The organism is Amycolatopsis sp. CA-128772, from assembly GCF_002904295.1.
In the GTDB taxonomy this organism is placed as follows: Bacteria; Actinomycetota; Actinomycetes; order Mycobacteriales; family Pseudonocardiaceae; genus Amycolatopsis.
Map to the genome: position 1 here is coordinate 85,764 of NZ_PPHG01000097.1, position 22,010 is coordinate 107,773.

At 71.5% G+C, this 22,010-nt stretch carries 25 protein-coding genes and 1 tRNA gene; 9 read left to right on the plus strand and 17 right to left on the minus strand.

The annotated features are described in order from the left end of the window. Nucleotide 1: 1 nt before the first annotated feature. Nucleotides 2-1,690, plus strand: a complete 1,689-nt coding sequence (locus C2L59_RS44140) for a fatty acyl-AMP ligase (RefSeq protein ID WP_103355549.1) — start codon at nt 2-4, stop codon at nt 1,688-1,690. Between the two features lie 60 nt (nt 1,691-1,750). On the opposite strand, the gene C2L59_RS44145 is transcribed toward C2L59_RS44140, so the two are convergent. The 4 genes from C2L59_RS44145 to C2L59_RS44160 form a co-directional block, all read right to left on the minus strand. Continuing rightward, nucleotides 1,751-2,110 (minus strand): DivIVA domain-containing protein, encoded by a 360-nt coding sequence (locus C2L59_RS44145; protein ID WP_103355550.1) that lies wholly within the window; start codon nt 2,108-2,110, stop codon nt 1,751-1,753. Between the two features lie 170 nt (nt 2,111-2,280). Then, nucleotides 2,281-2,604: a DivIVA domain-containing protein gene (locus tag C2L59_RS49630; protein WP_103355551.1), complete on the minus strand. Its 324-nt coding sequence runs from the start codon at nt 2,602-2,604 to the stop codon at nt 2,281-2,283. 21 nt (nt 2,605-2,625) lie between these two features. After that, a complete protein-coding gene (pth, locus tag C2L59_RS44155; protein ID WP_103355552.1) occupies nt 2,626-3,219 on the minus strand; it encodes an aminoacyl-tRNA hydrolase in 594 nt (197 codons plus the stop codon). Nucleotides 3,220-3,228: 9 nt separating this feature from the next. Next, nucleotides 3,229-3,828 (minus strand): 50S ribosomal protein L25/general stress protein Ctc, encoded by a 600-nt coding sequence (locus C2L59_RS44160; RefSeq protein WP_103355553.1) that lies wholly within the window; start codon nt 3,826-3,828, stop codon nt 3,229-3,231. A 330-nt stretch (nt 3,829-4,158) separates the two neighbouring features. Here C2L59_RS44160 and C2L59_RS44165 point away from each other — a divergent pair, with 330 nt between their 5' ends. Further along, the gene (locus C2L59_RS44165; protein ID WP_103355554.1) at nt 4,159-5,277 is read left to right on the plus strand and encodes a hypothetical protein; all 1,119 of its coding nucleotides are present in this window, start codon (nt 4,159-4,161) and stop codon (nt 5,275-5,277) included. Nucleotides 5,278-5,375: 98 nt separating this feature from the next. Beyond that, nucleotides 5,376-6,017 carry an NAD(P)-dependent oxidoreductase gene (locus tag C2L59_RS44170; protein ID WP_103355555.1) on the plus strand — a complete coding sequence of 214 codons (642 nt, stop codon included), beginning with the start codon at nt 5,376-5,378 and terminating at the stop codon, nt 6,015-6,017. On the opposite strand, the gene C2L59_RS44175 is transcribed toward C2L59_RS44170, so the two are convergent. From C2L59_RS44175 to C2L59_RS44195, 5 genes are all read right to left on the minus strand, one after another. Further along, nucleotides 6,011-6,880, minus strand: a complete 870-nt coding sequence (locus C2L59_RS44175) for a TIGR03621 family F420-dependent LLM class oxidoreductase (RefSeq protein ID WP_103355556.1) — start codon at nt 6,878-6,880, stop codon at nt 6,011-6,013. The genes C2L59_RS44170 and C2L59_RS44175 overlap by 7 nt on opposite strands. 76 nt (nt 6,881-6,956) lie before the next feature. Next, nucleotides 6,957-7,937 carry a ribose-phosphate diphosphokinase gene (locus C2L59_RS44180; protein ID WP_103355557.1) on the minus strand — a complete coding sequence of 327 codons (981 nt, stop codon included), beginning with the start codon at nt 7,935-7,937 and terminating at the stop codon, nt 6,957-6,959. Continuing rightward, nucleotides 7,934-9,409 carry a bifunctional UDP-N-acetylglucosamine diphosphorylase/glucosamine-1-phosphate N-acetyltransferase GlmU gene (glmU, locus tag C2L59_RS44185; RefSeq protein WP_103355558.1) on the minus strand — a complete coding sequence of 492 codons (1,476 nt, stop codon included), beginning with the start codon at nt 9,407-9,409 and terminating at the stop codon, nt 7,934-7,936. The genes C2L59_RS44180 and glmU overlap by 4 nt, the downstream gene beginning before the upstream one ends. Nucleotides 9,410-9,457: 48 nt before the next feature. After that, a complete protein-coding gene (locus C2L59_RS44190) occupies nt 9,458-11,212 on the minus strand; it encodes a diguanylate cyclase (RefSeq protein ID WP_103355559.1) in 1,755 nt (584 codons plus the stop codon). Nucleotides 11,213-11,247: 35 nt separating this feature from the next. Continuing rightward, nucleotides 11,248-11,319: transfer RNA gene (locus C2L59_RS44195), tRNA-Gln, on the minus strand. Nucleotides 11,320-11,524: 205 nt separating this feature from the next. Here C2L59_RS44195 and C2L59_RS44200 point away from each other — a divergent pair. After that, nucleotides 11,525-12,490, plus strand: coding sequence for an acyl-CoA desaturase (locus C2L59_RS44200; protein ID WP_103355560.1), 966 nt, complete (start codon nt 11,525-11,527; stop codon nt 12,488-12,490). A gap of 95 nt (nt 12,491-12,585) precedes the next feature. Further along, nucleotides 12,586-13,179, plus strand: a complete 594-nt coding sequence (locus C2L59_RS44205) for a TetR/AcrR family transcriptional regulator (protein ID WP_103355722.1) — start codon at nt 12,586-12,588, stop codon at nt 13,177-13,179. Between the two features lie 259 nt (nt 13,180-13,438). Here the strand turns inward: C2L59_RS44205 and C2L59_RS44215 are convergent, their stop codons facing one another. From C2L59_RS44215 to C2L59_RS44225, 3 genes are all read right to left on the minus strand, one after another. Continuing rightward, nucleotides 13,439-13,591: a hypothetical protein gene (locus C2L59_RS44215; RefSeq protein WP_233224021.1), complete on the minus strand. Its 153-nt coding sequence runs from the start codon at nt 13,589-13,591 to the stop codon at nt 13,439-13,441. Nucleotides 13,592-13,657: 66 nt separating this feature from the next. Next, on the minus strand, nt 13,658-14,050 hold the full coding sequence (locus C2L59_RS44220; protein ID WP_103355561.1) for an NUDIX domain-containing protein: 393 nt from the start codon (nt 14,048-14,050) through the stop codon (nt 13,658-13,660). Beyond that, a complete protein-coding gene (locus tag C2L59_RS44225) occupies nt 14,047-14,550 on the minus strand; it encodes an isochorismatase family protein (protein ID WP_103355562.1) in 504 nt (167 codons plus the stop codon). The genes C2L59_RS44220 and C2L59_RS44225 overlap by 4 nt, the downstream gene beginning before the upstream one ends. A gap of 31 nt (nt 14,551-14,581) precedes the next feature. On the opposite strand from C2L59_RS44225, the gene C2L59_RS44230 reads away from it, so the two are divergent. After that, nucleotides 14,582-15,310 carry an SDR family NAD(P)-dependent oxidoreductase gene (locus C2L59_RS44230; RefSeq protein ID WP_103355563.1) on the plus strand — a complete coding sequence of 243 codons (729 nt, stop codon included), beginning with the start codon at nt 14,582-14,584 and terminating at the stop codon, nt 15,308-15,310. A 225-nt stretch (nt 15,311-15,535) separates the two neighbouring features. On the opposite strand, the gene C2L59_RS44235 is transcribed toward C2L59_RS44230, so the two are convergent. The 4 genes from C2L59_RS44235 to C2L59_RS44250 all read right to left on the minus strand — a co-directional run bounded on the left by C2L59_RS44235 (nt 15,536) and on the right by C2L59_RS44250 (nt 18,988). Continuing rightward, a complete protein-coding gene (locus C2L59_RS44235) occupies nt 15,536-16,720 on the minus strand; it encodes a sorbosone dehydrogenase family protein (protein WP_103355564.1) in 1,185 nt (394 codons plus the stop codon). A gap of 16 nt (nt 16,721-16,736) precedes the next feature. Next, on the minus strand, nt 16,737-17,078 hold the full coding sequence (locus tag C2L59_RS44240) for an alpha/beta fold hydrolase (protein WP_233224022.1): 342 nt from the start codon (nt 17,076-17,078) through the stop codon (nt 16,737-16,739). A gap of 138 nt (nt 17,079-17,216) precedes the next feature. Then, a complete protein-coding gene (locus tag C2L59_RS44245; RefSeq protein ID WP_103355565.1) occupies nt 17,217-17,873 on the minus strand; it encodes a response regulator transcription factor in 657 nt (218 codons plus the stop codon). Next, the gene (locus C2L59_RS44250) at nt 17,870-18,988 is read right to left on the minus strand and encodes a sensor histidine kinase (RefSeq protein WP_233224024.1); all 1,119 of its coding nucleotides are present in this window, start codon (nt 18,986-18,988) and stop codon (nt 17,870-17,872) included. Before C2L59_RS44250 ends, C2L59_RS44245 begins: the two co-directional genes overlap by 4 nt. Nucleotides 18,989-19,111: 123 nt before the next feature. On the opposite strand from C2L59_RS44250, the gene C2L59_RS44255 reads away from it, so the two are divergent. Both C2L59_RS44255 and C2L59_RS44260 read left to right on the plus strand, forming a co-directional pair. Next, nucleotides 19,112-19,708, plus strand: coding sequence for a class I SAM-dependent methyltransferase (locus C2L59_RS44255; protein WP_103355567.1), 597 nt, complete (start codon nt 19,112-19,114; stop codon nt 19,706-19,708). Beyond that, a complete protein-coding gene (locus C2L59_RS44260; RefSeq protein WP_103355568.1) occupies nt 19,680-20,207 on the plus strand; it encodes a DedA family protein in 528 nt (175 codons plus the stop codon). The genes C2L59_RS44255 and C2L59_RS44260 overlap by 29 nt, the downstream gene beginning before the upstream one ends. Here the strand turns inward: C2L59_RS44260 and C2L59_RS44265 are convergent. Then, nucleotides 20,134-20,907 (minus strand): helix-turn-helix domain-containing protein, encoded by a 774-nt coding sequence (locus C2L59_RS44265; RefSeq protein ID WP_103355723.1) that lies wholly within the window; start codon nt 20,905-20,907, stop codon nt 20,134-20,136. The two genes, C2L59_RS44260 and C2L59_RS44265, sit on opposite strands and share 74 nt — an antisense overlap. 75 nt (nt 20,908-20,982) lie before the next feature. Here C2L59_RS44265 and C2L59_RS44270 point away from each other — a divergent pair, with 75 nt between their 5' ends. Further along, entirely contained in the window at nt 20,983-21,903 is a 921-nt protein-coding gene (locus C2L59_RS44270) for an LLM class flavin-dependent oxidoreductase (RefSeq protein WP_103355569.1), read from the plus strand. Nucleotides 21,904-22,010 lie beyond the last annotated feature (107 nt).

Consider the following 22,010-nt stretch of genomic DNA (forward strand, 5'->3'; position numbering starts at 1 on the left):
CATGAGCAGGTTCGTGGACACGCTCGTCGCCACCGCGACGGGGCGGGGTCAGCAGCGGGGCATGGTCACCGGGGAGCCGAAGGAGCCGGTCCGGCGGACCTGGAGTGAGGTGCACGAAGAAGCCCGGCGGATCGCCGGCGGGCTCGTCGCCGCGGGGTTCCGGCCGGGAACCGCCGTCGGCGTGCTGGCCGCCGCGCCGGTGCTGATCGCGCCCACCGTGCAGGCCGTCTGGCTGGCCGGGGGCAGCGTCACCATGCTGCACCAGCCGACTCCGCGCACCGATCTCGCCGAGTGGGCCGAGGACACCGTGCGGGTACTCGGGATGATCGGCTCCGGCCTCGTGCTGCTGGGCGAACCGTTCGACCAGCTCGCGCCCGTCCTGGAGCAGAAGGGCATCGGGTTCAAGCTCATCACCGAGCTGGCCGCAGCCGAACCCCTGGAAGACGTCGTCGTCACCGACGAGGGCGACACCGCGCTGCTGCAGCTGACCAGCGGGTCGACCGCCGACCCCAAGGCCGTGCGGATCACCTACGGCAACCTGTACTCCAACGTCAAGGCCATGGTCGAGCGCGCCGAGTTCGACTTCGACGTCGACGTCATGGTGTCCTGGCTGCCGACGTTCCACGACATGGGGATGGTCGGCTTCCTGACGGTGCCGATGACCTTCGGCGTCGAGCTGGTCAAGATCACGCCGGTCGAGTTCCTTTCGGGGCCGTTGATCTGGCCCGAGCTGATCACGAAGTACCACGGCACCACGACGGCGGCGCCGAACTTCGCGTACGCCATCGTCGGGCGCCGGATGGCCCGCGTCGACGAAGACGACGCCTACGACCTCTCGAAGCTGCGCATCGCGCTGAACGGCGCCGAGCCCATCGACGAGTCCGCCGTCCAGACCTTTGTGGACGCGGGCGCGCGGTTCAAGATGCCCGCCGAGTGCGTCTTCCCGGCCTACGGCATGGCCGAAGCGACCCTCGCGGTGTCGTTCGCGCCGCTGTTCACCGGCCTCACCCTCGACGTCGTCGAAGCCGACGCGCTGGAGGCGGACAACCGCGCGGTGCCCGTGCCCGAGGGCGACCCGCGGCGCGGCACCGACAGCGTCCGGTCGTTCGCGCTGCTCGGCCCGCCCCTGGACGGGCTGGAGGCGGAGATCGTCAACGAGGCGGGCGAGCGCGTCGGCGAGCGCGAGGTCGGCGAAATCCGGCTGCGCGGCGAGGCCGTGACGCCCGGCTACCTGACCATGGACGGCCCCCTCGCGACACAGGACGAGTCCGGGTGGCTCAACACCGGCGACCTCGGCTACCTGGTCGACGGCCAGATCGTCATCTGCGGCCGCCGCAAGGACGTCATCATCATGGGCGGCCGCAACCTGTACCCGACGGACATCGAGCGCGCGGCGACATCGGTCGAAGGCGTGCGCGCGGGCAACGCGGTGGCGGTCCGCTTGGATGCGGGCAGCCGCCGCGAGCGGTTCGCGGTGGTCGTGGAGTCGAAGCTGGCGGGCGACGCCGAGGCCGAGAAGACCCTGATGAAGCAGGTCTCGGCCCGCGTCCGCGACGCGGTCGACATGCGCCCGTACGCGGTGGTGGTGCTCCCGGCGGGCAGCCTCCCGAAGACCCCGTCTGGCAAGGTCAAGCGCGCGGCCACGGCCCAGCAGTTCGCGGACCGCATCAAGAAGAACGCGGACGCCTGACCGTCACCTCCACGTGAAAGTGCCCACCGGCAAGCGGCACTTTCACGTGAAAGTGCCGCGCTAGCGCTGCTGGACGCGGACCGCGCGGATCGTCGGTGGTGGGGTGGCGCGCTCGGTGGTGGCTTCCGGGGCCGTGCGGGCGCCCGGGAGGTCCGGGGCCTGTCCCGTGCGGGTGGCGAGCTGGTCCTCCACCGTGTCGAGGAATTCGTCGACTTCGCGCTCGTCGTAGCCGCGCTTGCCGATCAGGGGCTTCGAGAACATCACGTGGTGCACTTCGGCGGCGGTCAGGTCGTCCTCCTCGGCGAGCGTCTTGGCGATCCGCCGGACGAACTCGTCGACCTCGTCCTTGGCGTAGCCACGGCGGCCGATCGGGGCGTTACCGAAGGTGACCTCGGCGAGGTCTTCGGCGGTGAACGACATGGAACTCTCCGATTCCGGGGTAGGGCGGGTGCGAACTCCCGTACACCGTCCTAACCCGTGAACACGTTCCCCCGGAAGGGGCGATCCCGAAGCTCACCCCGACGGGCGGCCCGGCGCCCGCCTTCGGGTGAAAGAGCACTACCGAGCGGTGTGTGGCCGGCTTCACAGCGTCAGTTGCGGCCGAACCACTTCCGCGGGCCCTGCGGCCGCTCGTCCTCGGCCGCCACCGGCGGCGGCGGGGGCTGGCGCAGGGCCACCAGGGCCGACTCGGCTTCGTCGAGGAACAGGTCGACCTGGGCCTGGTCGTAGCTGCGCATGCCGACCGGCATGATCGTGAACTCGACGTAGTGGATGTCGTCGGGGGTGAGGATGTTGCGGCCGGCCAGCGCCTCCGCGATGAGGTCGAGGAACGCGTCGACCTCGTCTTCGTTGTAGCCGCGACGGCCGAACCGGGGCTTGCCGAAGGCGATCGCCCGGACTTCCTCGGGGGTCATCGTCTCACCTCGCCACCCATGTCAGCCCGCGTGGAAGGAGTTCTGCGCGGCCGCGAGACCGGCCTTGACCAGGGCTTCGGTCGCGTCCGCGCAGCGGTCCACCTCGAACGCGAGTTCCTTGCGCTCGACCGTCGAAAAGTCCTTCAGCACGAAGTCCGCCGGGTCCTGCCGGCCGGGCGGGCGGCCGATGCCGAAGCGCACCCGGTAGTAGTCGCGGGTGCCGAGCGACTTCGTGATCGAGCGGAGCCCGTTGTGGCCGTTGTCGCCGCCGCCGAACTTGAGCTTCAACGCGCCGAAGTCGACGTCGAGCTCGTCGTGCACCACGACGACGCCGGACGGCTCGACCTTGTAGAACTTCGCCGCGCCGGCCACCGGCCCGCCGGAGAGGTTCATGTACGAACGCGGCTTCACCAGCACCACGCGCCGGCCGGCCAGCCGGCCCTCGAGGACCTCGCCGCCGGTCTTGTGCGTCTTGAACTTGCCGCCGACGCGGGCGGCGAGCTCGTCCAGCACCATGAATCCGACGTTGTGCCGGTTTCCGGCGTACTGGGGCCCGGGATTGCCGAGGCCGGCGAGCAGGATCAGCTCGCCGGCCCCAGGCAGGTCTTCGGTCATGCAGTGATGCTATTCGGCGGCTTCGGCCGACTCCTCGCCCGCCTCGGCCTCGTCGTCGGCCTCTTCACGCTGCGGCTCGTTGACGGCCACGACCAGCGACTCCGGGTCGGTGACCAGGGTGGCGCCCTGCGGCAGCTCGATCTGGCCCGCCAGCACCTGGGAACCGATCTCGAGGCCCTCGATCGAGACCTCGAACTGCTCCGGGATGTGCAGCGCCTCGACCTCGACCTGCAGGGTGTCGACGTCCTGGTTGACCAGGCCGCCCGGACCGGGGTTGCCGGTCACGACGACGGGGACGTCGACGACGATCTTCTCGCCGCGCTTCACGACCAGCAGGTCGACGTGCTCGATGTAGTTCTTCAGCGGGTGGACCACGATCGTCTTGGTCAGGGCCAGCTCGTCCGAGCCCTCCAGGTCCAGCGTGATGACGGCGTTCGAGCCGTTCTCGCGGACGACGCGGGCGAACTCGATGGCCGGCAGCGCGAAGTGCCGCGGGTCCGAGCCGTGGCCGTACAGGACGGCGGGGATCTTGCCGGCGCGACGCGTGCGGCGCGCGGCGCCCTTGCCGAACTCGGTGCGCGGCTCGACGGACAGACGTACCTCGGACACGGTGTTGCACTCCTTCAAATCAAAGACAGCATGCTGCGGCGGGGGAAGCCGATGTGTGTTCTGTTCAAGGAAGTTCCGGCGGCGAGTTTCCGGGCGTGCACGACGACGGGGGCTACTCGAGCCGCCGCGTCGATCACGCCGGGCACCCCAGAAGGGCCCCGCCTCGCCGAGACAACCTCAAGAGTGTAAACCAACCTCATCACGGTGGGTTGCGGCGGGTGCCCGGCCCAGGCTAGAACCTCCTGGACCCCGGTACGTGACGACACAAATCCGGTGGCGGGACGACGCCGGCCGAGGTGTGCTCGGGTAGCGGGAGAGCGGGGGGCGTTGATGCGGGCTCGACGGAGCGGGGTGGCAGCCGCGGTGCTGCTGCTGGGCGGGTTGCTGGCCGGCTGCCAGGTGGCGGTCGCCGGTACCGCCGGTGTCTCCGCGGCCGACCAGGCGACGGCGGACCGGCGGGTGGAGCAGCGGGCCGCGGTCGACGCGGCCCTGACCGCGCTGGGCCAGGCGCCCGCGGTGGCGCTGAAGGCCACGGTCAAGGGCGCCGGGCAGCAGTTCCGGGTGACCCGCGGCGGCTACGCCGTCGGCGCGGTGCCGCTGGACGGGCGCGTCGTTCAGGTGACGGCCGCCGCCGGCCAGTTCTTCCTGCAGGCCGACGCCGACTACTGGAAGGCGCACGCCATCGACGAGGGCACGCAGTTCGGCACGAGCTGGGTGCGTTCGCTCGGCTCCGAGCTGCCCTTCGACCCGGCGGCCCGGTTCGCGCCGCCGGCGCTGGCCGAGGGGCTGCGCAAGGCCCTGTCCGGGCTCGACCGGCTGAGCGAGCCGGTCAAGGCGAAGCTGCCGGACGGCACCGAGGTCTACCAGCTCGGCGCGGCACCGAGCGTCCTGCGGGTGACCACGGCCAAGCCGAACCGCGTCGTCAGCTTCGCCCCGGCGCTGCTCGACCCGCAGAACGGGCCGAAGTACGGCGCCGAGTTCCAGGTCGCCCCGGTCACCGGCGACGCGCTGAAGGCGTTCCGCACCGACCTCGACAACACCGTCGGCGGCCTCGGCCAGCCGTTCGAAGGCCTCGTCCAGGCCAGCGCCGTCGTCACCAACGACAACCTCGACTGCAAGGACTTCGTCGGCTCCTGCACGACGACGGTGGACGTCTCCAACAGCGTCGTCGGCACGCCGGCCTCGGGCGAGAAGAGCGTCGTCCACATCACCCTGTCGGTCGAAGTCAGCGCCGAGGCCCTCGGCGCGCAGACCTGCACCGCGGCCGGCGACGCGGAGCCGTACAAGACGATCAAGCTGTCCTGCACGGTGAAGTTCAAGCTGCCCAACCGCACGGCCAGCTACCAGGTGCTGTCCAAGCCGAACGCGACCGCGGAGGTCCGCGCGGGCCTCGACGTGAACGCCGTGAAGCGGAAGGTCGCGGCGGAGTTCGCGGGCCTCGGCGGCTGACCTGGACACCTACCCACGGGTGTGTTGCTTCCGTTGAAGTAGGTGATCTCCCGTTCCTAGCATCGGCTGCGGACAGCCGAGACGAACGGAGAAGCGACATGGCCAAGCTGGTGGTTTTCGGAGGGACCGGGTACGCCGGGGGCAGGATCGGCGCCGAGGCGCTGCGGCGCGGCCACGAGGTGGTCGGCGTCGCGCGGAACCCCGGCTCGGCGCCCGAAGGCGTCGACGAGCGGCAGGGTTCGCTGCACGACGAGGAGTTCGTGGCCGGCCTGGCCAAGGACGCCGACGTGTTCGTGGTCGCCACCCCGGCCCGCGCGATCGACGGCAAGAAACTGATCGACGCCGTGCCGTCGCTGGCCCGGATCGCGCGCGAGCACGGCGTCCGGCTGTCGTTCGTGGGCGGCGCGGCCAGCCTGCACGTGGCCGAGGGCGGGCCGCGGCTGTTCGACACCCCGGAGTTCCCGGCCGAGTACAAGGACGAGGCCGGCAGCCACGCCGAGGTGCTCGGTCTGCTGCGCGAGCAGCCCGGGGACCTCGACTGGTTCTACGTCAGCCCCGCCGCCGAGTTCGGTGCCTGGACGCCGGGCGAGCGCACCGGGGAGTTCCGCCTCGGCGGCGACGTCCTGGTGACCGACGAGAACGGCAAGTCGCACATCGGCGGCGACGACTTCGCGATCGCCTACGTCGACGAGATCGAGCAGCCGAAGCACCGCCGCGCGCGCTTCACCGTCGCTTACTGAAGCTCCTTGATGACCGGCGCGAACACTTCGAGCGCGGGCTCGAACACGGTGATGTACGAGAACCCGTAGCGGTCCCGCCGGGCCACCAGCTGACCGGCGATCTCCTCGACGGTGCCCAGCAGCAGCTGCGGCGCGTCGAGGAGCTCGCGGGCGTCGGCGACGGCGCTGCGTTCGGTCACCTCGTGCCAGTGCGCCGCGGCTTTCTCCCGGTCGTCGGTGACCTCGACGAGCTGGACCAGCATGTTGTACTCGACCTCGCGGGCCCCGGCGCGTGCCCGGAAGTACGCGACGCGCTCGTCCATCGCCTCGGCGTTGTCGAGCTTGAAGGTGCCCGGCGGCTTGCCGGGCTGCTGCCGCAGACCGGCGAAGCCGACGACGTCCGCGTGCTCCGCGGCGAGGCCGAGCACGCCGTCGCTGTTGCCCGCGATGAGCAGGCGGGGCATCGGGATGCCCTCGTCCTCGAAGTGTTTCCGCAGGTAGCCGAGGCTTTCCTCGAGGTAGCCGATCCGCTCGGACGCCCGGTGCCACGGCAGCCCGGCGGCGTCGAACTCGGCCTTCATGTGTCCCGAGCCGAGGCCGAGGTCCAGCCGGCCGTCGAGCAGCGCGGCCGTCGTGGACGCCTCCCGCGCGAACAGCGCGAGGTTGTAGAAGGGCACGTTGGAGACGAGGGGGCCCAGCCGCGGCCGTTCGGTGACGGCGGCGGCCATGGCCAGCACCGGGAACGGCGCGAAGCGGCCGGTGCCCAGGTGGTCGGGCACGGTGATGACGTCGTAGCCGAGTTCTTCGGCGCGCCGGCACTTCGCGATCCACTCGTCGCGGCTGCCGATCTCGCGGAGGCTGACGCCGAACTTGAAGTTCCCCATCCCGGCACGCTAGCGCCGGAAGCGGCCGCCGGGCGCGAAGTTCGCGCCCGGCGGACGGCTCCGGTATCGGAAAGCGTCAGGCGTTGCCGTCGAAGAGGGACGTCACCGAGCCGTCTTCGAAGACCTGCTGGATGGCCTCGGCCAGCATCGGCGCGATCGACAGCACCGTCAGGCCCTCGAACCGCTTCTCCTCCGGGATCGGCAGCGAGTTCGTCACGATGACCTCGCGCGCCTTGCACTGCGAGAGCCGCTCGGTCGCCGGGTCCGACAGGATGCCGTGGGTCGTCGCGATGACGACGTCGGCCGCGCCCTCGTCGATCAGGGCCTCGGTGGCCTTCACGATCGTGCCGCCGGTGTCGATCATGTCGTCGATCAGCACGCAGAGCTTGCCCTCGACCTTGCCGACCACGCGGTTGGCCACGGCCTGGTTCGGCTTGTCCGGGTCGCGGGTCTTGTGGATGAACGCAATCGGCCGGTCGCCCAGCGTCTGCGCCCACTTCTCGGCCAGCCGCACGCGGCCCGAGTCCGGCGAGACGACCGTGATGTCGGCGTCGCCGTAGGTCTTCTTGATGTGGTCGGCCAGCACGGTCTGGGCCATCAGGTGGTCGACCGGGCCGTCGAAGAAGCCCTGGATCTGCGCGGTGTGCAGGTCGACGGTCATGATCCGGTCGGCGCCCGCGGTCTTGAACAGGTCCGCGATCAGCCGCGCCGAGATCGGCTCGCGGCCCTTGTGCTTCTTGTCCTGGCGCGCGTACGGGTAGAACGGCATCACCACGGTGATCCGCTTCGCGCTCGCCCGCTTGAGCGCGTCCACCATGATGAGCTGCTCCATCACGAACTCGTTGATGGGCGTGGTGTGCGCCTGGATGACGAAGGCGTCGGTGCCGCGGACGGACTCCTCGAACCGGACGAACAGCTCGCCGTTGGCGAACGTGTGCGCCGTCTGCGGGGTGATCGTCACGTTGAGGTGCTGGGCCACCTCTTCGGCGAGCTCCTGGTGCGCGCGTCCGGAGAAGAGCATCAAGTTCTTCTTCGGCGTCCCTTGCTTCGGACTCATGCTGGCGACTCCCCGTCGGTTCCTGCTGCTGCTGAATCGGCGTCGAGGGCGGCCTGGGCCGCCTCCGCCGCGGGCGTACCCGGCCGGCGCCGGATCGCCCAGCCTTCGATGTTGCGCTGCGGCGGCGCCGACACCGCGAGTGTGCCCGGCGGGACGTCTTCGCGGATCACGGCACCTGCCCCACTGTAAGCGCCGTCACCGATGTGCACCGGGGCGACGAACGTGTTGTCGGCGCCCAACCGGACATACGACCCGATAACGGTCCGGTGCTTGTGCACGCCGTCGTAGTTGACGAAGACACTCGAGCAGCCGATGTTGCTGTGCTCGCCGATCGTGGCGTCACCCACGTAGGTCAGGTGGGGCACCTTCGTGCCGGCGCCGATCTCGGCCGCCTTCGTCTCGACGAACGCCCCCAGCTTCGCCTTGACGCCCAGCTTCGTGCCCGGCCGCAGGTAGGTGAACGGGCCGACGTTGACGCCGTCGCCGAGTTCGGAGTCCGAGCCGTGCACCCGCACGACGCTTGCGCCGGCGCCGATCGAGACGTTCGTCAGCGTGCTGTCGGGGCCGACCGTGCTGCCCTCGCCGACCGACGTCGTGCCCTTGAGCTGCACGCCGGGCTGGACGACGACGTCGCGGGAGAGCGTCACGCCGGCGTCGATCCAGGTCGTGGCCGGGTCGACGACGGTGACGCCTTCGCGCTGCCAGCGCTGCACGATCCGGCGGTTGAGCTCGGCGCCGAGCGCCGAGAGCTGGACGCGGTCGTTGACGCCCTCGGTCAGCCACGGGTCGTCGACGACCAGCGCGCCGACGTGGAGGCCGTCGCCGTTGGCGATGCCCAGCACGTCGGTCAGGTACAGCTCGCCCTGCGCGTTGTCGGTCGAGAGCCGCGAAAGGCCGTCGCGGAGCACGGCGGCGTCGAAGGCGTAGACGCCGGAGTTGATCTCGGTGATCTCCGCCTGCTCCGGGGTCGCGTCCTTGTGCTCGACGATCCCGGTGACCTTGCCGGCCGCGTCGCGCACGATCCGGCCGTAGCCGGCCGGGTCGGCGACCACGGAGGTGAGCACGGTGACGGCGTTCTTCGCCTCCGTGTGCTCCTCGAGCAGCGCGCCGAGGGTGGCGGTGTCGAGCAGCGGGACGTCGCCGTAGCTGACGAGCACGGTGCCGGTGAGGTCGGCGGGCAGGGTCGCGAGCGCGCAGGACACGGCGTGGCCGGTGCCGTTCTGCTGGTCCTGCACCGCGGTGCCGACGGCCCGCCCGAGCGCTTCCCCGACCGCGGCCAGGTGTTCGCCGACCGCTTCGCGGCCGTGCCCGACGACCACGACGAGGTGTTCGGGGTTCAGGCCGGCGGCGGCCCGGACGGCGTGCTCGACCAGGGGCCGCCCGGCGATCGGGTGCAGCACCTTGGGCGTCGAGGAACGCATGCGGGTGCCTTCACCCGCGGCCAGGATCAACGTGCTCAGCGGGCCGGTCAACGGCGCTCCCAACGGTTACCAAGAAATGGCTTCTGTCGGGCACCGATCCTAACTGTGCTCTTCGGCGTCCCACGCGGGGTCGGTCGGAGGTGCCTCGGTCGCCCACGCGCCCGCTGGGTCCGCCGCCATCGAGTTCGCCGACGCCACCTGGTTGCCGCCGCCGCGTTTGGCCTGGTACATGGCCGCGTCCGCGCGCGCGAGGACCTGTTCGCCGCGTTCCTGCGGCCGCAATGACACGAGCCCGATCGACAGCGTGACGCCGTGCGAGAGGTGGTGCGGCAGGTTCGCGACGGACTTCACCGCGCGCCCGAGCGCCATCTTCGCCGCGGACGCCGGTGTGCCCGGGAGCAGGACGATGAACTCGTCGCCGCCGTAGCGGGCCACGAGGTCGTCGCCGCGCAGCGCGTCACGAAGGGTGCTCGCCACGACACGCAGCACGTTGTCACCTTCGGCGTGGGACTGCTTGTCGTTGACGCCTTTGAAGCCGTCGAGGTCGACCAGCGCGACCGCCAGGGGCTGCGCGTCGGCCGAGGACGCGAGCTGGCGCAGCTTCTCGTCCAGCGCGCGGCGGTTCGGCAGGCCGGTGAGCGGGTCCTGCAGGGCCTGCTGGGTGATCGCGCCGTGCTCGGCGGAGAGCCGTTCGTGCTCGCGGCGGGCGTTCAAGGTGGCGATCTGCGACTCGCGCAGGCTCCACATCTCCGACTCGAGGCGCCGCGCGTAGTCGATGAGCGACTCGCTCGCGCCGGACGCGTAGTCCGGGCTCGTGTCGAGCCGGGCCAGCTCGCGGGCGATGTTCAGCCGCATCGACGGCTGCGAAGTGTCGTCCGAGATGGACTGGCGGGTGTCGCGCAGCACCGACAGGGCCTCCTCGCGACGGCCTTCCTTGTCCAGGCAGCGGGCCAGCGCGATCGCGACGATCTCGCGGTCGTGCCCGAACGCGCGCTCGGTGTAGAGCTTCTCCAGCCGGTCGATGTGCTCGGCGCCCGGCTGGTTCAGCGCCGGCGCCGCGGCCAGGACGCCGACCTGGTCGATCGCCGCGACGTTCGCCTTGCGCGGGAACAGCGACTCGGCGAACGGGCCTTCGGCGGCCGCCCCCATCGACGCCGCGGTGCGGAACTTCTCGGCGCTCTCGTCGTACTCGTCGATGCGTTCCAGCCGCAGGCCCCAGCCGAGCAGCATCTTGATGCGGTTGATCAGCTGCAGGGCGATGTCGTGCGGGCTCGCGCTCTCGCGGATCGCCGCCGCGGCCCGGCCGATCACCTCTTCGGCCGCCTCGTAGACGCCGAGCTGGTTGAGCACCAGCCAGCAGTCGATCAGCGTCGAGGAAAGCAGCCGGTTCCAGGCGCGCAGCCCGACCTGCCGGTCCGGGATGGTGGAGTCGTCCAGGATGGCCAGCGCCCGGGCGATCTCGGTGAGCGCGGCGTCCTCCTGCGCGGCGGCCACCAGCCGGCGCCCGCGCAGCGCGTGCGCGTCGGCCCGCAGCAGGGCGATGCCGTGCCGGCGGGTGTGCGCGAGCATCTCGTCGAGGCGGGGTTCGGCCTCCGCGGCCAGGCCCTTGGTGGACAGCCGGGCGAGCGCGGACGAGCGCAGCAGCTGGGCCACGAGCAGGGGCTCACCGCGCCGCTGGGTCTCGTCGAGCAGCTCGTCCATCATCGCGACGATCTCGAGCTGCTGGGTGTATTCGTGCCGCTGGACCGCGGCGCCCAGTTCCCGCGCGCGCCCGACGAGCCAGGCGTCGGACATCTCGGCCAGCGCGGGCCGCCTGGCCGTGACCGGGTCGGTCGCCTCGTCGGTCAGCGCCAACCTCCCGGTGTCGTGGGGTTCGGGTCCTTCTGCTGCTCCGCCGCCAGGATTCGAACCTGAACTGTCAGAACCAAAATCTGAAGTGCTGCCGATTACACTACGGCGGATCAATCCTGGTCAGGATAGCGACGATCGGGTGTCGTCCGCGCGGGGGATGCGTTATGCGCCCGTCCGCCGGGTACCCGGGTCCGGAGACAGCGGTGTGAGTTCGGGCTCTCCCCAGCCGCCCGAACCTCCTGTACCGTAACTTACGGCATCGTAGGTTAGGGCGCCCTTGGTAGAGGCGTGCCTGTGTAGGAAGAAGTGAAGCGTATGACGGCCACGCTCGACCGTTCCCAGCCCGCCGGGGAGCCGGCGGCTCCCAAGGGGCCCAAACCTGTCATCGACGGCACGCGCGGCATCGGCGTGCAGCTGTCGGTCTACTTCGGTGTGATCGCCCCGCTCGTGGCGCTGCTGGTCGCGGTGCCGTTCGCGTGGGGCTGGGGACTGAGCTGGGTCGACGTCGGCATCTTCGTGGTGTTCTACGCGATCAGCGGGCTCGGCATCACGGTGTCGTACCACCGCTACTTCACGCACGGTTCGTTCAAGGCCAAGCAGTGGCTGCGCGTGGTCATGGCCATCGCGGGCAGCATCGCCCTGCAGGGCCCGGTGATCACCTGGGTCGCTGACCACCGCCGCCACCACGCGTTCTCCGACCGCGACGGCGACCCGCACTCGCCGTGGGCGTTCGGCACCTCGCCGTGGGCCATCGCCAAGGGCTTCTGGCACGCCCACATGGGGTGGCTGTTCGAGCGCGACCAGACCAACGCCGAGCGTTTCGCGCCGGACCTGGTCAAGGACCCGGCGATCAAGAAGGTCGACGACCTGTTCTGGCTGTGGGCGCTGGTGAGCCTGCTGCTGCCGGCGCTGGTCGGCGGCCTGCTCTCGTGGTCGCTCTGGGGCGCGGTGACGGCGTTCTTCTGGGCCGGCCTGGTCCGCATCTGCGTGCTGCACCACGTGACCTGGTCGGTCAACTCGATCTGCCACATGATCGGCGAGCGCCCGTTCGCGGCCCGCGACAAGTCGGCGAACTTCTGGCCGCTGGCGATCTTCTCCTTCGGCGAGTCGTGGCACAACCTGCACCACGCCGACCCGACGTCCGCGCGCCACGGCGTCAAGCGCGGCCAGATCGACATCTCCGCGCGGCTGATCTGGATCTTCGAGAAGTTCGGCTGGGTGCACGACGTGCGCTGGCCGACGCCGCAGCGCTTGGCCCGTATCGCGACCGAAAAAGCCTAGTCAACTAGGCTGCCTTGATGGCGGGGAGACGACGTTCGAAGCGGGAACAGCAGGTCACCGGGGCGCGTCCGGCCGCCCCGGTGACCCGGGTCCGGATGACCGGCACCGAGCGGCGTCAGCAGCTGCTGAACGTGGCCCGTGCCCTGTTCGCCGAGAAGGGCTTCGACGGCACGTCGATCGAGGAGATCGCGCACCGGGCCAACGTGTCGAAACCGGTGGTGTACGAACACTTCGGCGGCAAAGAAGGCATCTACGCGGTGGTCGTCGACCGCGAAACCCAGCTGCTGCTCGACCGGATGGTCTCGACGCTGCACGGCGGTCACCCGCGGGCGATGCTGGAGCAGGCGGCGACCGCGCTGCTGTCCTACGTCGAGGATTCCCACGACGGCTTCCGCATCCTGGTTCGCGATTCCCCGGTGGCGAGCTCCACGGGGACGTTTTCCACGGTGCTGAACGACATCGCGAGCCAGGTGGAGCACATCCTGGCCCAGCAGTTCGGCTCCCTCGGCTACGACGAGAAACTGGCCGCGCTGTACGCGCAGGCGTTGGTGGGCATGGTGGCGCTGACCGGCCAGTGGTGGCTGGACGCGCGCAAGCCGAAACGCGACGAGGTGGCCGCGCACCTGGTCAACCTGGCCTGGAACGGGCTGTCCCACCTGGAGCACAAACCGAAGCTGCGGCTGGCTTAGCGCGTTGACCGCCTCGCGTACCAGGTCGGTCCCGCGCACCGTGGTCGCAGCTGAACGAGCGTTCCCCTCGCCGGTTGCTCGCCCATCGCTGCCGCCCGGGTTTTCCTTCCGCACCGCCGCGGAGGTCCCGCCGGAAGCCATCCAGTGCAGCGACATCGCCCGGGCCGGCCCCTGGCGCCGACAGCCCGGGGCTCGCCGGCCGCCGCGCGGGAGCTGTACTACGGGGTCGGGTTCCGGGCGGTTTCGCGGGACGCGCCGCTCATCGCAGCTGCCCCGCAGCACGCAGCTGGTCGAAGATGAGCTGGTCCACCGGGGAGACCCGGCCGCGGTCGGCGTACCCGAGCCACACGATCTCGTCGATTTCGCTGCTCGCCGCGAGGGTTCCGCGGTAGCCGGCGGTGTAGCAGGTCATCCTTACCGCGCGAGCGCGTGCTGAGGATCCGGCCGTCCACCAGGTGGAGCCAGGCGATCTTGTCGATCATCGCAGCTGCCCCGCGTCGCGTAAATGGTCGAAGACCAGCTGCGCCACCAGCGACACCCGGTCCCGGTCGGCGTAGCTCAGCCACGCGATCTCCTCGATCTCCGCGCACGCCCGCGGCTCTCCCCGGTACGCCGCCGAGTAGGCCGTCGTGCGGACCACCGTTCCCTCCGCGTGCCCGTGGGCCTGGCCCTCGAACGTCCCCGCCGGCTCGATCGACTCCGGGACGATCTCGACCCCCAGCTCCTCCCGGACCTCGCGGACCAGCGTCTCGGCGTCGGTCTCGCCCGGCTCACGCTTGCCTCCCGGCAGGTAGAACCGGTCCTTGCCACGTGAGCGGGCGGCCAGGACGCGGCCGTCGACCACGTGGATCCAGGCGATCTTGTCGATCACGTCAGGGCCGCCACGGCTTCGTCCGTCGTCACGACCGTGCCCAGCCTCGGGAAGATCTTCGTGATCGCGTTCTCGTGCGAAATCTCCGACAGCGCCGTCATCGCGTCGGACACCGCGACCGTGTCGTAGCCGTGGTCCGAGGCCGCGCGCAGGGTCGACTCCACGCCGAACTCCGTCGCGATGCCGCCGAACACCACCGTGCGGATGCCCGCGCCGCGCAGGTACTCGTCGAGATCGGTGCCGGCGAAGCCGCCGATCGTGTACTTCGTGACGATCTTGTCGTCGCCGGTCTCGAAGACCAGCTCGTTGCCCGGCGGGTTGTCCGGCCGTGACACTTTCACGACCACCACCGGCGCCCCGGCCTGGTGGAACGCCTCCCGCAGGCGCAGGGCGTTGGCGACGACTTCTTCGCCGGTGTACGGCGTGGTCGGCAACGCCACGATCCGCGCCTGCAGGTCGATCAGGAGCAGCGCGGACGTGGCCGGGTCGATCTCGGTCATCCCCCGATCCTAGGCACTAGGCTCACCGGACATGGGGAACACCAGGCAGATCCTTGTGACGGGCGGCGGCACCGGCATCGGCTACGCGGTGGCGGCGGCCTTCGCCGAAGCCGGCGAGCGGGTCACGATCACCGGGCGCCGCGAAAAGGTGCTGATCGAAGCCGCGGCGCTGGCCGGTGCGCGGCCCGTCGTGTTCGACGCCGCCGATCCGGTGGCCGTCGAGGCCGCACTGGCGGAGTTGCCCGAGCGCGTCGATGTGCTCGTCAACAACGCCGGTGGCAACACCGACTTCCTCGACGGCGGTGCCGAAGGCGGCCTGGCCGGCTTCGCGGCCGCGTTCGAACGGAACCTGCGGTCCAATGTGGTCAGTGCCGCGCTGGTGACGCACGCGCTGCGCGACCGGCTGGCCGACGGCGCGCGGATCATCACCATCGGGTCGATCGCCGCGCACACCGGTGCCGGGTCCTACGGGGCCGCGAAGGCCGCGGTCGAAGGGTGGAACGTCAGCGTGGCCCGGGAATTCGGGCCGCGCGGGATCACCGCGAACGTCGTCGCGCCGGGGCTCATCGGGGACACCGAGTTCTTCCACGGGCAGCTGAGCGACCGCCGCCGGGAGTGGCTGGTCGGCAACACGATGAACAAGCGGCCCGGCACACCGGAGGACGTCGCCGCCGTGGTGACGTTCTTGGCGAGCCCCGCCGCCGGGCACGTCACCGGGCAGGTGGTGCACGTCAACGGCGGGGCTCACCTGGGCGGGTGACGGCTCTCGGGTGCCGGGTGGGCACAGCTGGATGCCGGTCCTCGGGCGCCAGGTCGGCGATGGCGCCCGGGGACCGGCGCGGTGCTGCCGCGGGAACGCTTTCTTCGGACCGCGTCCAACACGCGTCGGGGGCGGACGAAAATCTCTTGGCTCGCACCATGTTCCGCGCTCCGCCACCCGCGCGGAAGTGTCCCCGGCACCTCCGCGGCCGTGCTTTTCTCATGGTCAGGCGGGCGTGACCTTCAGCAGCTTGTCGTCCGTTCCGTCCGACGTGGTCACGTACAGGGCGCCGTCCGGGCCGCTGCGGACCGCGCGCAGGCGGCCGAACTTGTCGTCGAACTCCGGCGGCAGCGTCACGTCGAGGACCTTGCCCGCCGGGTCCAGGTGGTACAGCAGCAGCTTCTGGCCCTTGAGCGCCACCACGACGAGCGCGCCGTCGTTCGGGCCCCACTGCGCGCCGGTCAGGAACGCGTCGCCGCTGATCGCCTCGGTGACCTTCCCGGACGTCCACAGTGGACTCACCGCGTCCGGGAACCGCTTGAGGTCGGTCATCGGCACGCTCTCGTCGTAACTGGAGTCGGTGCCGCCCTTCGACGGGTCCCAGCCGTAGTTCGCGCCCGGCTTGAGCAGGTTGACCTCGTCGTCGAACGTCGGCCCGTGCTCGGCGGTGATCACCTGGCCGCTGCCGGGCCGGATCGCCACGCCCTGGACGTTGCGGTGGCCGTAGGTGTAGATCAGCCGTTCGTGCGGGTCCGACGACGTGATGAACGGGTTGTCCGGCAACGGGTTCCCGGTCTTCGCGTCCAGCCGCAGCACCTTGCCGCCGAGGGAGTGGCGGTCCTGCGAGACGGTCGACTTCGCGGTGTCGCCGGTGCCGACGAGCAGCGCGCCGTCCGGGGCGAACGTCGGACGGCAGCCGGAATGCCGTCCGCTCGGGTTCACCGGCAGCCCGGTCAGCAGGTCCTTCACCTTGTCCGCGCTCGCGCCGTCCTCGGCCAGCCGCCAGGTGACCAGCCGGATGTCGACGGCCTTGCCGCCTTCCTGGTGGTCCTGGCAGGTGATGAACTCGCGGCTGGTGCTGAAGTCCGGGCTGATGACCATGCCGAGCAGGCCGCCTTCGCCCTTCACGAGGACGTCGGAGAAGTCGGCGCGCACCTCGGTGGCCTTGCCGTCGCGGACCAGCGCGAGCTTGCCCGGCCGCTGCGGCACGAGGATGCCGCCGTCGGGCAGGAAGCCGACGTCCCAGCCGTGCTCCAGCCCGGCGGTCACCGTCTCGACCTTGAACTTCCCGGTCGCGGCGGCCGGCGTGGCCGCGGGCGGGACGCTCTGCACGGGTTCGCTCGCCGCCCCCGAACAGCCCAGGACCAGCAGGGACACCACACCACCGATGAGACCCAGCGCACGCCGCATAGTGCTCATCCTGCCATCAAGCGGTGAAATCGCCGTGCGACGCCGCGCGGGTGAGGAAGGCCGGATCGGTGTCGCCGGGGATGTAGTGCCCGGTGCCGGGCAGCAGGTCCACCTCGGCGCCCGCCGCTTCGAGCCGCCGGTTCGTCGTCGCGGAGTCGAGCGCGAGCCAGCCGCCGAAGGACGACGCCAGGAAGGCGGCCTCGGCGACGCCGAAGTGGTCCAGCACCGCGGCCGGCCACCGCGCGTACCGGTCGCTGCCCGGCGGCGGCCGCGTCTCGGCGCTCAGCCCGGGCTCGCCGATGACGTCGACCGCGTACACCCGGAACCGCGCGGCCAGCGCCGGGGCCGGGGCACCCACTCGGGAGCCGTGCAGCAGCACCAGCGCCGGGGCTTCGGACGGCCCCGAGGGACCACGACGAACGTCTCGCCTTCGGGGGTCGGGACGCGCACCTCGTCACGGGCGACCGGCCAGGCCTGCAGGGCGTCGAGGTACCGCTCAGGAACCCGGTCGCACCAGCCCGGACTCGTAGGCGAAGACCACCGCGTGCACCCGGTCGCGCAACCGCAGCTTGCTCAGGATCCGCCCGACGTGCGTCTTCACCGTCGTCTCGCCGATGTACAGCTTCGCGGCGATCTCGCCGTTGGACAGCCCGTGCGCGATGAGGCCCAGCACGTCCTTCTCGCGTTCCGTCAGCGCTCCGAGCTTCTCGGCGTCCACCGGGTCGCGGTCGTCGGCGAGGTACCGGTCGAGCAGCCGCCGGGTGACCGACGGCGAGACCATCGAGTCGCCCCGCAGCACGCCCCGGATCGCGACCAGCATCTCCTCCGAAGGCGCGTCCTTCACCAGGAACCCGCTGGCCCCGCCGCGCAACGCGGCGTACGCGTACTCGTCGAGGTCGAACGTCGTGATGATCAGGACGCGCACGTCGGGCAGCTCGCCGCAGATCCGCGCGGTCGCCGTGACGCCGTCGAGCACCGGCATCCGGACGTCCATCAGCACCAGGTCCGGCCGCAGCTCCCGGGCCAGCGCGACGGCCTCCTCGCCGTTGGCCGCCTCGCCCGCGACGACCAGGTCGTCCTGGCTTTCGACGATCATCCGCAGGCCGACGCGGACCAGCTGCTGGTCGTCGCAGAGCAGGATCCGGGTGGTCACGGCCGCACCACCAGGGTCGCGCGGACGCGGTAGCCGCCGTCGGGGAGCGGGCCCGCCGTCAGTTCGCCGTGGTACATCTCGACGCGCTGGCGCATCCCGGTCAGCCCGCGCCCGGACGACGGCAGCGCCGGCGCGGGCGGCGAGTGGCCGCCGGTGTTCGTCACCTCGATACGGACCTCGGGCAGTGCGAAGGCGACGCCGACGCGGCCGGTGGCGTCGGCGGGAGCGTGCTTGATCATGTTGGTCAGTGCCTCCTGGACGATCCGGTACGCCTGCAGCGCGGCGCTGGCCGGCAGGGCGCCCGGATCGCCGGTCACGTCGAGCGCGACCGCGCGCCCGGACTGGTCGACGAGCTCGCGCAGTTCGGCGAGCGTCGGCTGGGGACTGCGGGCCGGCTCCCCGGCGTGCAGGACCTCCAGGAGCCGCCGCAGCTCGGCCAGGGCGTCCCGGCCGGTGTGCACGATCGTGCCGAGCGTGCGGTCGACGGCCGCGGGGTCGCGGTGCCGGGCGAGCTTCGCGCCCTCGGCGTTGAGCACGATCACGCTCATGCTGTGCGCCAGGACGTCGTGCAGCTCGCGCGCGATCCGGGTGCGTTCTTCGGCGACGGCCGCGCGGGTCTGGGCGTCGTCGCGCTTCTGCTCTTCGAGGGTCAGCTCCTCCTGTTTGCGGAAGAACTCGCCGAGCGCCCAGGCCGCGATGTGCAGCGGCAGGATGCCGAGCACGGTGAAGGCCGGGTTGATCGAGTCCGGGACGTAGAGGGCGACCCACTGGACGCCGAGCACGACGATCGCCACGGCGATCACCGCGGCGAACCACCGGTCCCGCCGCTTGACGAGGTTGAACAGCACGACCGCCATCGCCAGTTCGGTGCGGCCGCGGTCGTAGGCCCAGACGTCGTTCGAGTACACCGCCGCCGCCCCGGCGATGGTCAGGACCGCGACCGTGCGCGGGAACCGGCGCCGTACCAGCAGCGGGAGCAGGAACAGCATCGGGAACGCCCGGGTCGTCCACGGCTCTTCACCGGACCAGCTGGGCGCGAGGAAGACGAACACGCCATACAGCGGCAAGTCCACGGTCCAGCCGTGCCGGCGTACCCACCTCACGAGTCGTTCCACGGATCCGAACGTAATGCCGGGACCCCGGCCGGGGCGTCCTTCCTCCGGACCGATCTCGTCCTCCTTCGGGAGGACCCGCCCGGCCGAGCCGGCGGATTCGCGGCCGTTCCTGGCGTCGGTGCCATGTCGATCACCAGGGAAGTCCTCCGCCACCCGATGCTGACGGGGGCGATCGCGCCGAGCTCGCCGAGGCTGGCCGAAGAGATGACGGCGGGCCTCGGCCTGGAGCGGGCATCGCGCGTCGCCGAGCTCGGTCCGGGCACGGGCGTGTTCACCGAAGCGGTCCTCGCGCTGCTTCGCCCCGAAGCCCGGCTGACGGCCGTAGAGATCAACCCGCGTTTCGCGGCGTCGTTGAGCGAGCGCTTTCCGCAGGTCGACGTCGTCACGGGCGCGGCGGAACGCCTGGCTCTCGACGGCGTCGACGTCGTCGTCTCCGGTTTGCCGTGGACGGCCATGACGGCGGCCCGGCAGCAGCGCATCCTCGACGCGGTCACCGCGGCGCTGGCCCCGAACGGCCGGTTCACGACGTTCGCGTACGCCCACGCGGCCTGGACGCCACCAGCGCGTCGCTTCGCCGCGTCGCTGCGGAGCCGTTTCGCCGTGGTGGAACGCACTTCGGTCGTGTGGGGCAACCTGCCGCCCGCGTTCGTCTACCGCGCGGCACTGCCGGTGGCGGTGGGGAGGGTCCGTCGTGGACAGCCTGCTGCGGCCGCTGCTTGACGCGCCGCCGGCCCTCGTCTACCTGGTCTGCGCCCTGGTGATCACGGCGGAAACCGCGCTGCTGCCGGGAATCGTGCTGCCGACGTGGTCGACGCTGCTGCTGATGGGGTCCCTCGCCGAGCGGGGCACGCTCCACCTCGGGCTCGCGTGGGCGGTGGCCGTCGCCGCGGCCGTCCTCGGCGACCAGCTCGCGTACCTCGAAGGACGGCGCTGGGGCCCGCGGCTAGCCCACCGCGACCGCCGGAAGCGCGCGGAAGCGGCGATCGCCCGCCACGGCGTCCCGGCGGTGATCGCGGGCCGCTGCCTGGTGGGTGTCCGGACGCTGATGCCGCGCGTGGCGGGCTCGGCGGCGATGCCGTACGGCCGGTTCGCGGCGGGCAGCGTGGCGGTGGCGGTGCTGTGGGCGAGCGCGGAACTGCTGGTGGTCACACGACGGCGCTGGTGCTGTGAAGGCGTTCCGCCGTCTCGGCGTCCGCGGGCAGGAACGTCTCCAGCTTGAGTTCCGACACCGTCACGTCCGCCGCGGTCGCGAAGGTCGTGATCGCGGTGATCAGCCGCAGCTCGCCGCGGGTGGTGGCGAGGCGGACCGGCACCGCGAACCCCAGGTGCTCCGGGCCGGGCGGCGACGGCGGCGGCAGGTACCCCTCCAGCTCGGCGAGCTGCGCGGCCAGCCGTTCGTCCGGGGTGCGGGCGAGGTCGTTGCGGAGGCGTTCGAGGATGTGCCGCGCCCAGTCGTCGAGGTTGTGCACCCGCGGCGCCATCCCGCGCGGGTGCAGCGCGAGCCGCAGCGTGTCCACCGGCGCCTCGAGGAGCTCGGGCGCGACTCCTTCGGTGAGCAGCCCGAACCCCTCGTTCGCGGCGACGAGCACGCCGTACCGGTCGACGACGATCGCGGGGTAGGGCCGGTGGCCGTCGAGCAGCCGCCGCAGGCCGTCGAGCACCGGCCGGATCGCCGGGTCGTCGAGCCGCGTCTGGGGGTAGGTGGGCGCGTAGCCGGCGGCGTGGAGCAGGCCGTTGCGCTCGCGCAGGGGCAGTTCGAGCGACTCGGCGACGCGCAGGACCATGCCGCGCCCGGGCACCGAGCGCCCGCTTTCCATGAAGCTGACGTGCCGCTGCGTCGTGCCGGCGCGCAACGCCAGGTCGAGCCGGCTGAGCCGCCGCCGGGTGCGCCAGTCCTTGAGCGCGGTTCCGAAGTCCACGCCGCCCATCCTGCTCGGGGCGTCCATTCCCCGCGGGGAATTGAGCGCATACCCCGGTTCGTCGACGCTTCGGCCATGACGAACTTCGGCCTGGTCATCCCGACCTACCAGCCCATCCTCGACGCCGGCCGCACCGCACCGGAGCTGGTCGGAACCGCCGTCGCGGCGGAGGAGCTCGGCCTCGACTCGATCTGGGTCGGCGACACCCTCGCGCGGGCGCCACTGGACGCGCTCGCGGTCCTGTCCGCCTTCGCCGCCCGGACGTCCCGGGTGACGTTGGGGACGTCCGCGCTGCTCCCGGCCCTGCGCAACCCGATCCTGACGGCGAACCAGCTGCTGTCCGTCGACCTGCTGAGCGAGGGCCGCCTCACGGTGGCGGTCGGCGCCGGGTTCGCCGGGCGCAGCGAGCCGGAGTTCGCGTTCGCGGGGGTGCCGTGGGAGCGGCGGCGGGCCCGGCTGGACGACATCGTGGCGCTCTGGCGGGCGATCTGGAGCGGCGCGTCTTCGTTCCGCGGTTCGGTGCTGCACCACGACTCCCTGCCCGTGTTCCCGGCACCGGCGCGCGCGGGCGGCCCACCGGTGTGGCTGGCGGCGTACACGCCGGGCGCGTTGGAGCGGGTCGGCCGGCTGTACGACGGCTGGCTGCCGTACCCGCCGGACCCGGCGGACTACGGCGCCGGCCTGGCCCGGATCCGGGCCCTGTCGACGCGGCCGGTGACGCCGGCGTTGTTCGCGACGGTCCTGGTGGAGGACGACGCCGACCGCGGGCAGTCGTTGCTGGAGGAGTACTGCCAGCGCAACTACGGGATGCCGGCGGCGTTCGTCCAGGGGATCCAGATGCAGGTGAGCGGCAGTGCCGCGGAGGTCGCTTCACGGCTGCGCGAGTACGCGGGGGCGGAGCACTTCCTGCTGCGGATCGCGAGCGCGGACCCGAAGGTGTTCGACGAGCAGCTGCCGCGGGTGGCGGAGGTGGTGAACCTGCTCCGCGCCGGGTGAAGGGACCGCCCGGGCGCTCGGGGCGCGGCCGTCGTTCGCGGTGGTGCCGGAGTCCTTCGAGCCGGGGCCGGCGATCCGCCGGAATGGTGTTCATCCGGACGGTCGAC

Bases quoted from the DNA above. Each gene is read 5' to 3' on its own strand.
- C2L59_RS44140 (WP_103355549.1), top strand. From the start codon at position 2: ATGAGCAGGTTCGTGGACACGCTCGTCGCCACCGCGACGGGGCGGGGT.
- C2L59_RS44200 (WP_103355560.1), top strand. From the start codon at position 11,525: ATGACGGCCACGCTCGACCGTTCCCAGCCCGCCGGGGAGCCGGCGGCT.
- C2L59_RS44175 (WP_103355556.1), bottom strand. From the start codon at position 6,880: ATGGGGAACTTCAAGTTCGGCGTCAGCCTCCGCGAGATCGGCAGCCGC.
- C2L59_RS44230 (WP_103355563.1), top strand. From the start codon at position 14,582: ATGGGGAACACCAGGCAGATCCTTGTGACGGGCGGCGGCACCGGCATC.
- C2L59_RS44180 (WP_103355557.1), bottom strand. From the start codon at position 7,937: ATGAGTCCGAAGCAAGGGACGCCGAAGAAGAACTTGATGCTCTTCTCC.
- C2L59_RS49630 (WP_103355551.1), bottom strand. From the start codon at position 2,604: ATGACCCCCGAGGAAGTCCGGGCGATCGCCTTCGGCAAGCCCCGGTTC.
- C2L59_RS44165 (WP_103355554.1), top strand. From the start codon at position 4,159: ATGCGGGCTCGACGGAGCGGGGTGGCAGCCGCGGTGCTGCTGCTGGGC.
- C2L59_RS44270 (WP_103355569.1), top strand. From the start codon at position 20,983: ATGACGAACTTCGGCCTGGTCATCCCGACCTACCAGCCCATCCTCGAC.
- C2L59_RS44225 (WP_103355562.1), bottom strand. From the start codon at position 14,550: ATGACCGAGATCGACCCGGCCACGTCCGCGCTGCTCCTGATCGACCTG.
- C2L59_RS44170 (WP_103355555.1), top strand. From the start codon at position 5,376: ATGGCCAAGCTGGTGGTTTTCGGAGGGACCGGGTACGCCGGGGGCAGG.
- C2L59_RS44145 (WP_103355550.1), bottom strand. From the start codon at position 2,110: ATGTCGTTCACCGCCGAAGACCTCGCCGAGGTCACCTTCGGTAACGCC.
- C2L59_RS44205 (WP_103355722.1), top strand. From the start codon at position 12,586: ATGACCGGCACCGAGCGGCGTCAGCAGCTGCTGAACGTGGCCCGTGCC.
- C2L59_RS44235 (WP_103355564.1), bottom strand. From the start codon at position 16,720: ATGCGGCGTGCGCTGGGTCTCATCGGTGGTGTGGTGTCCCTGCTGGTC.
- C2L59_RS44255 (WP_103355567.1), top strand. From the start codon at position 19,112: ATGTCGATCACCAGGGAAGTCCTCCGCCACCCGATGCTGACGGGGGCG.
- C2L59_RS44215 (WP_233224021.1), bottom strand. From the start codon at position 13,591: ATGACCTGCTACACCGCCGGCTACCGCGGAACCCTCGCGGCGAGCAGC.
- pth (WP_103355552.1), bottom strand. From the start codon at position 3,219: ATGACCGAAGACCTGCCTGGGGCCGGCGAGCTGATCCTGCTCGCCGGC.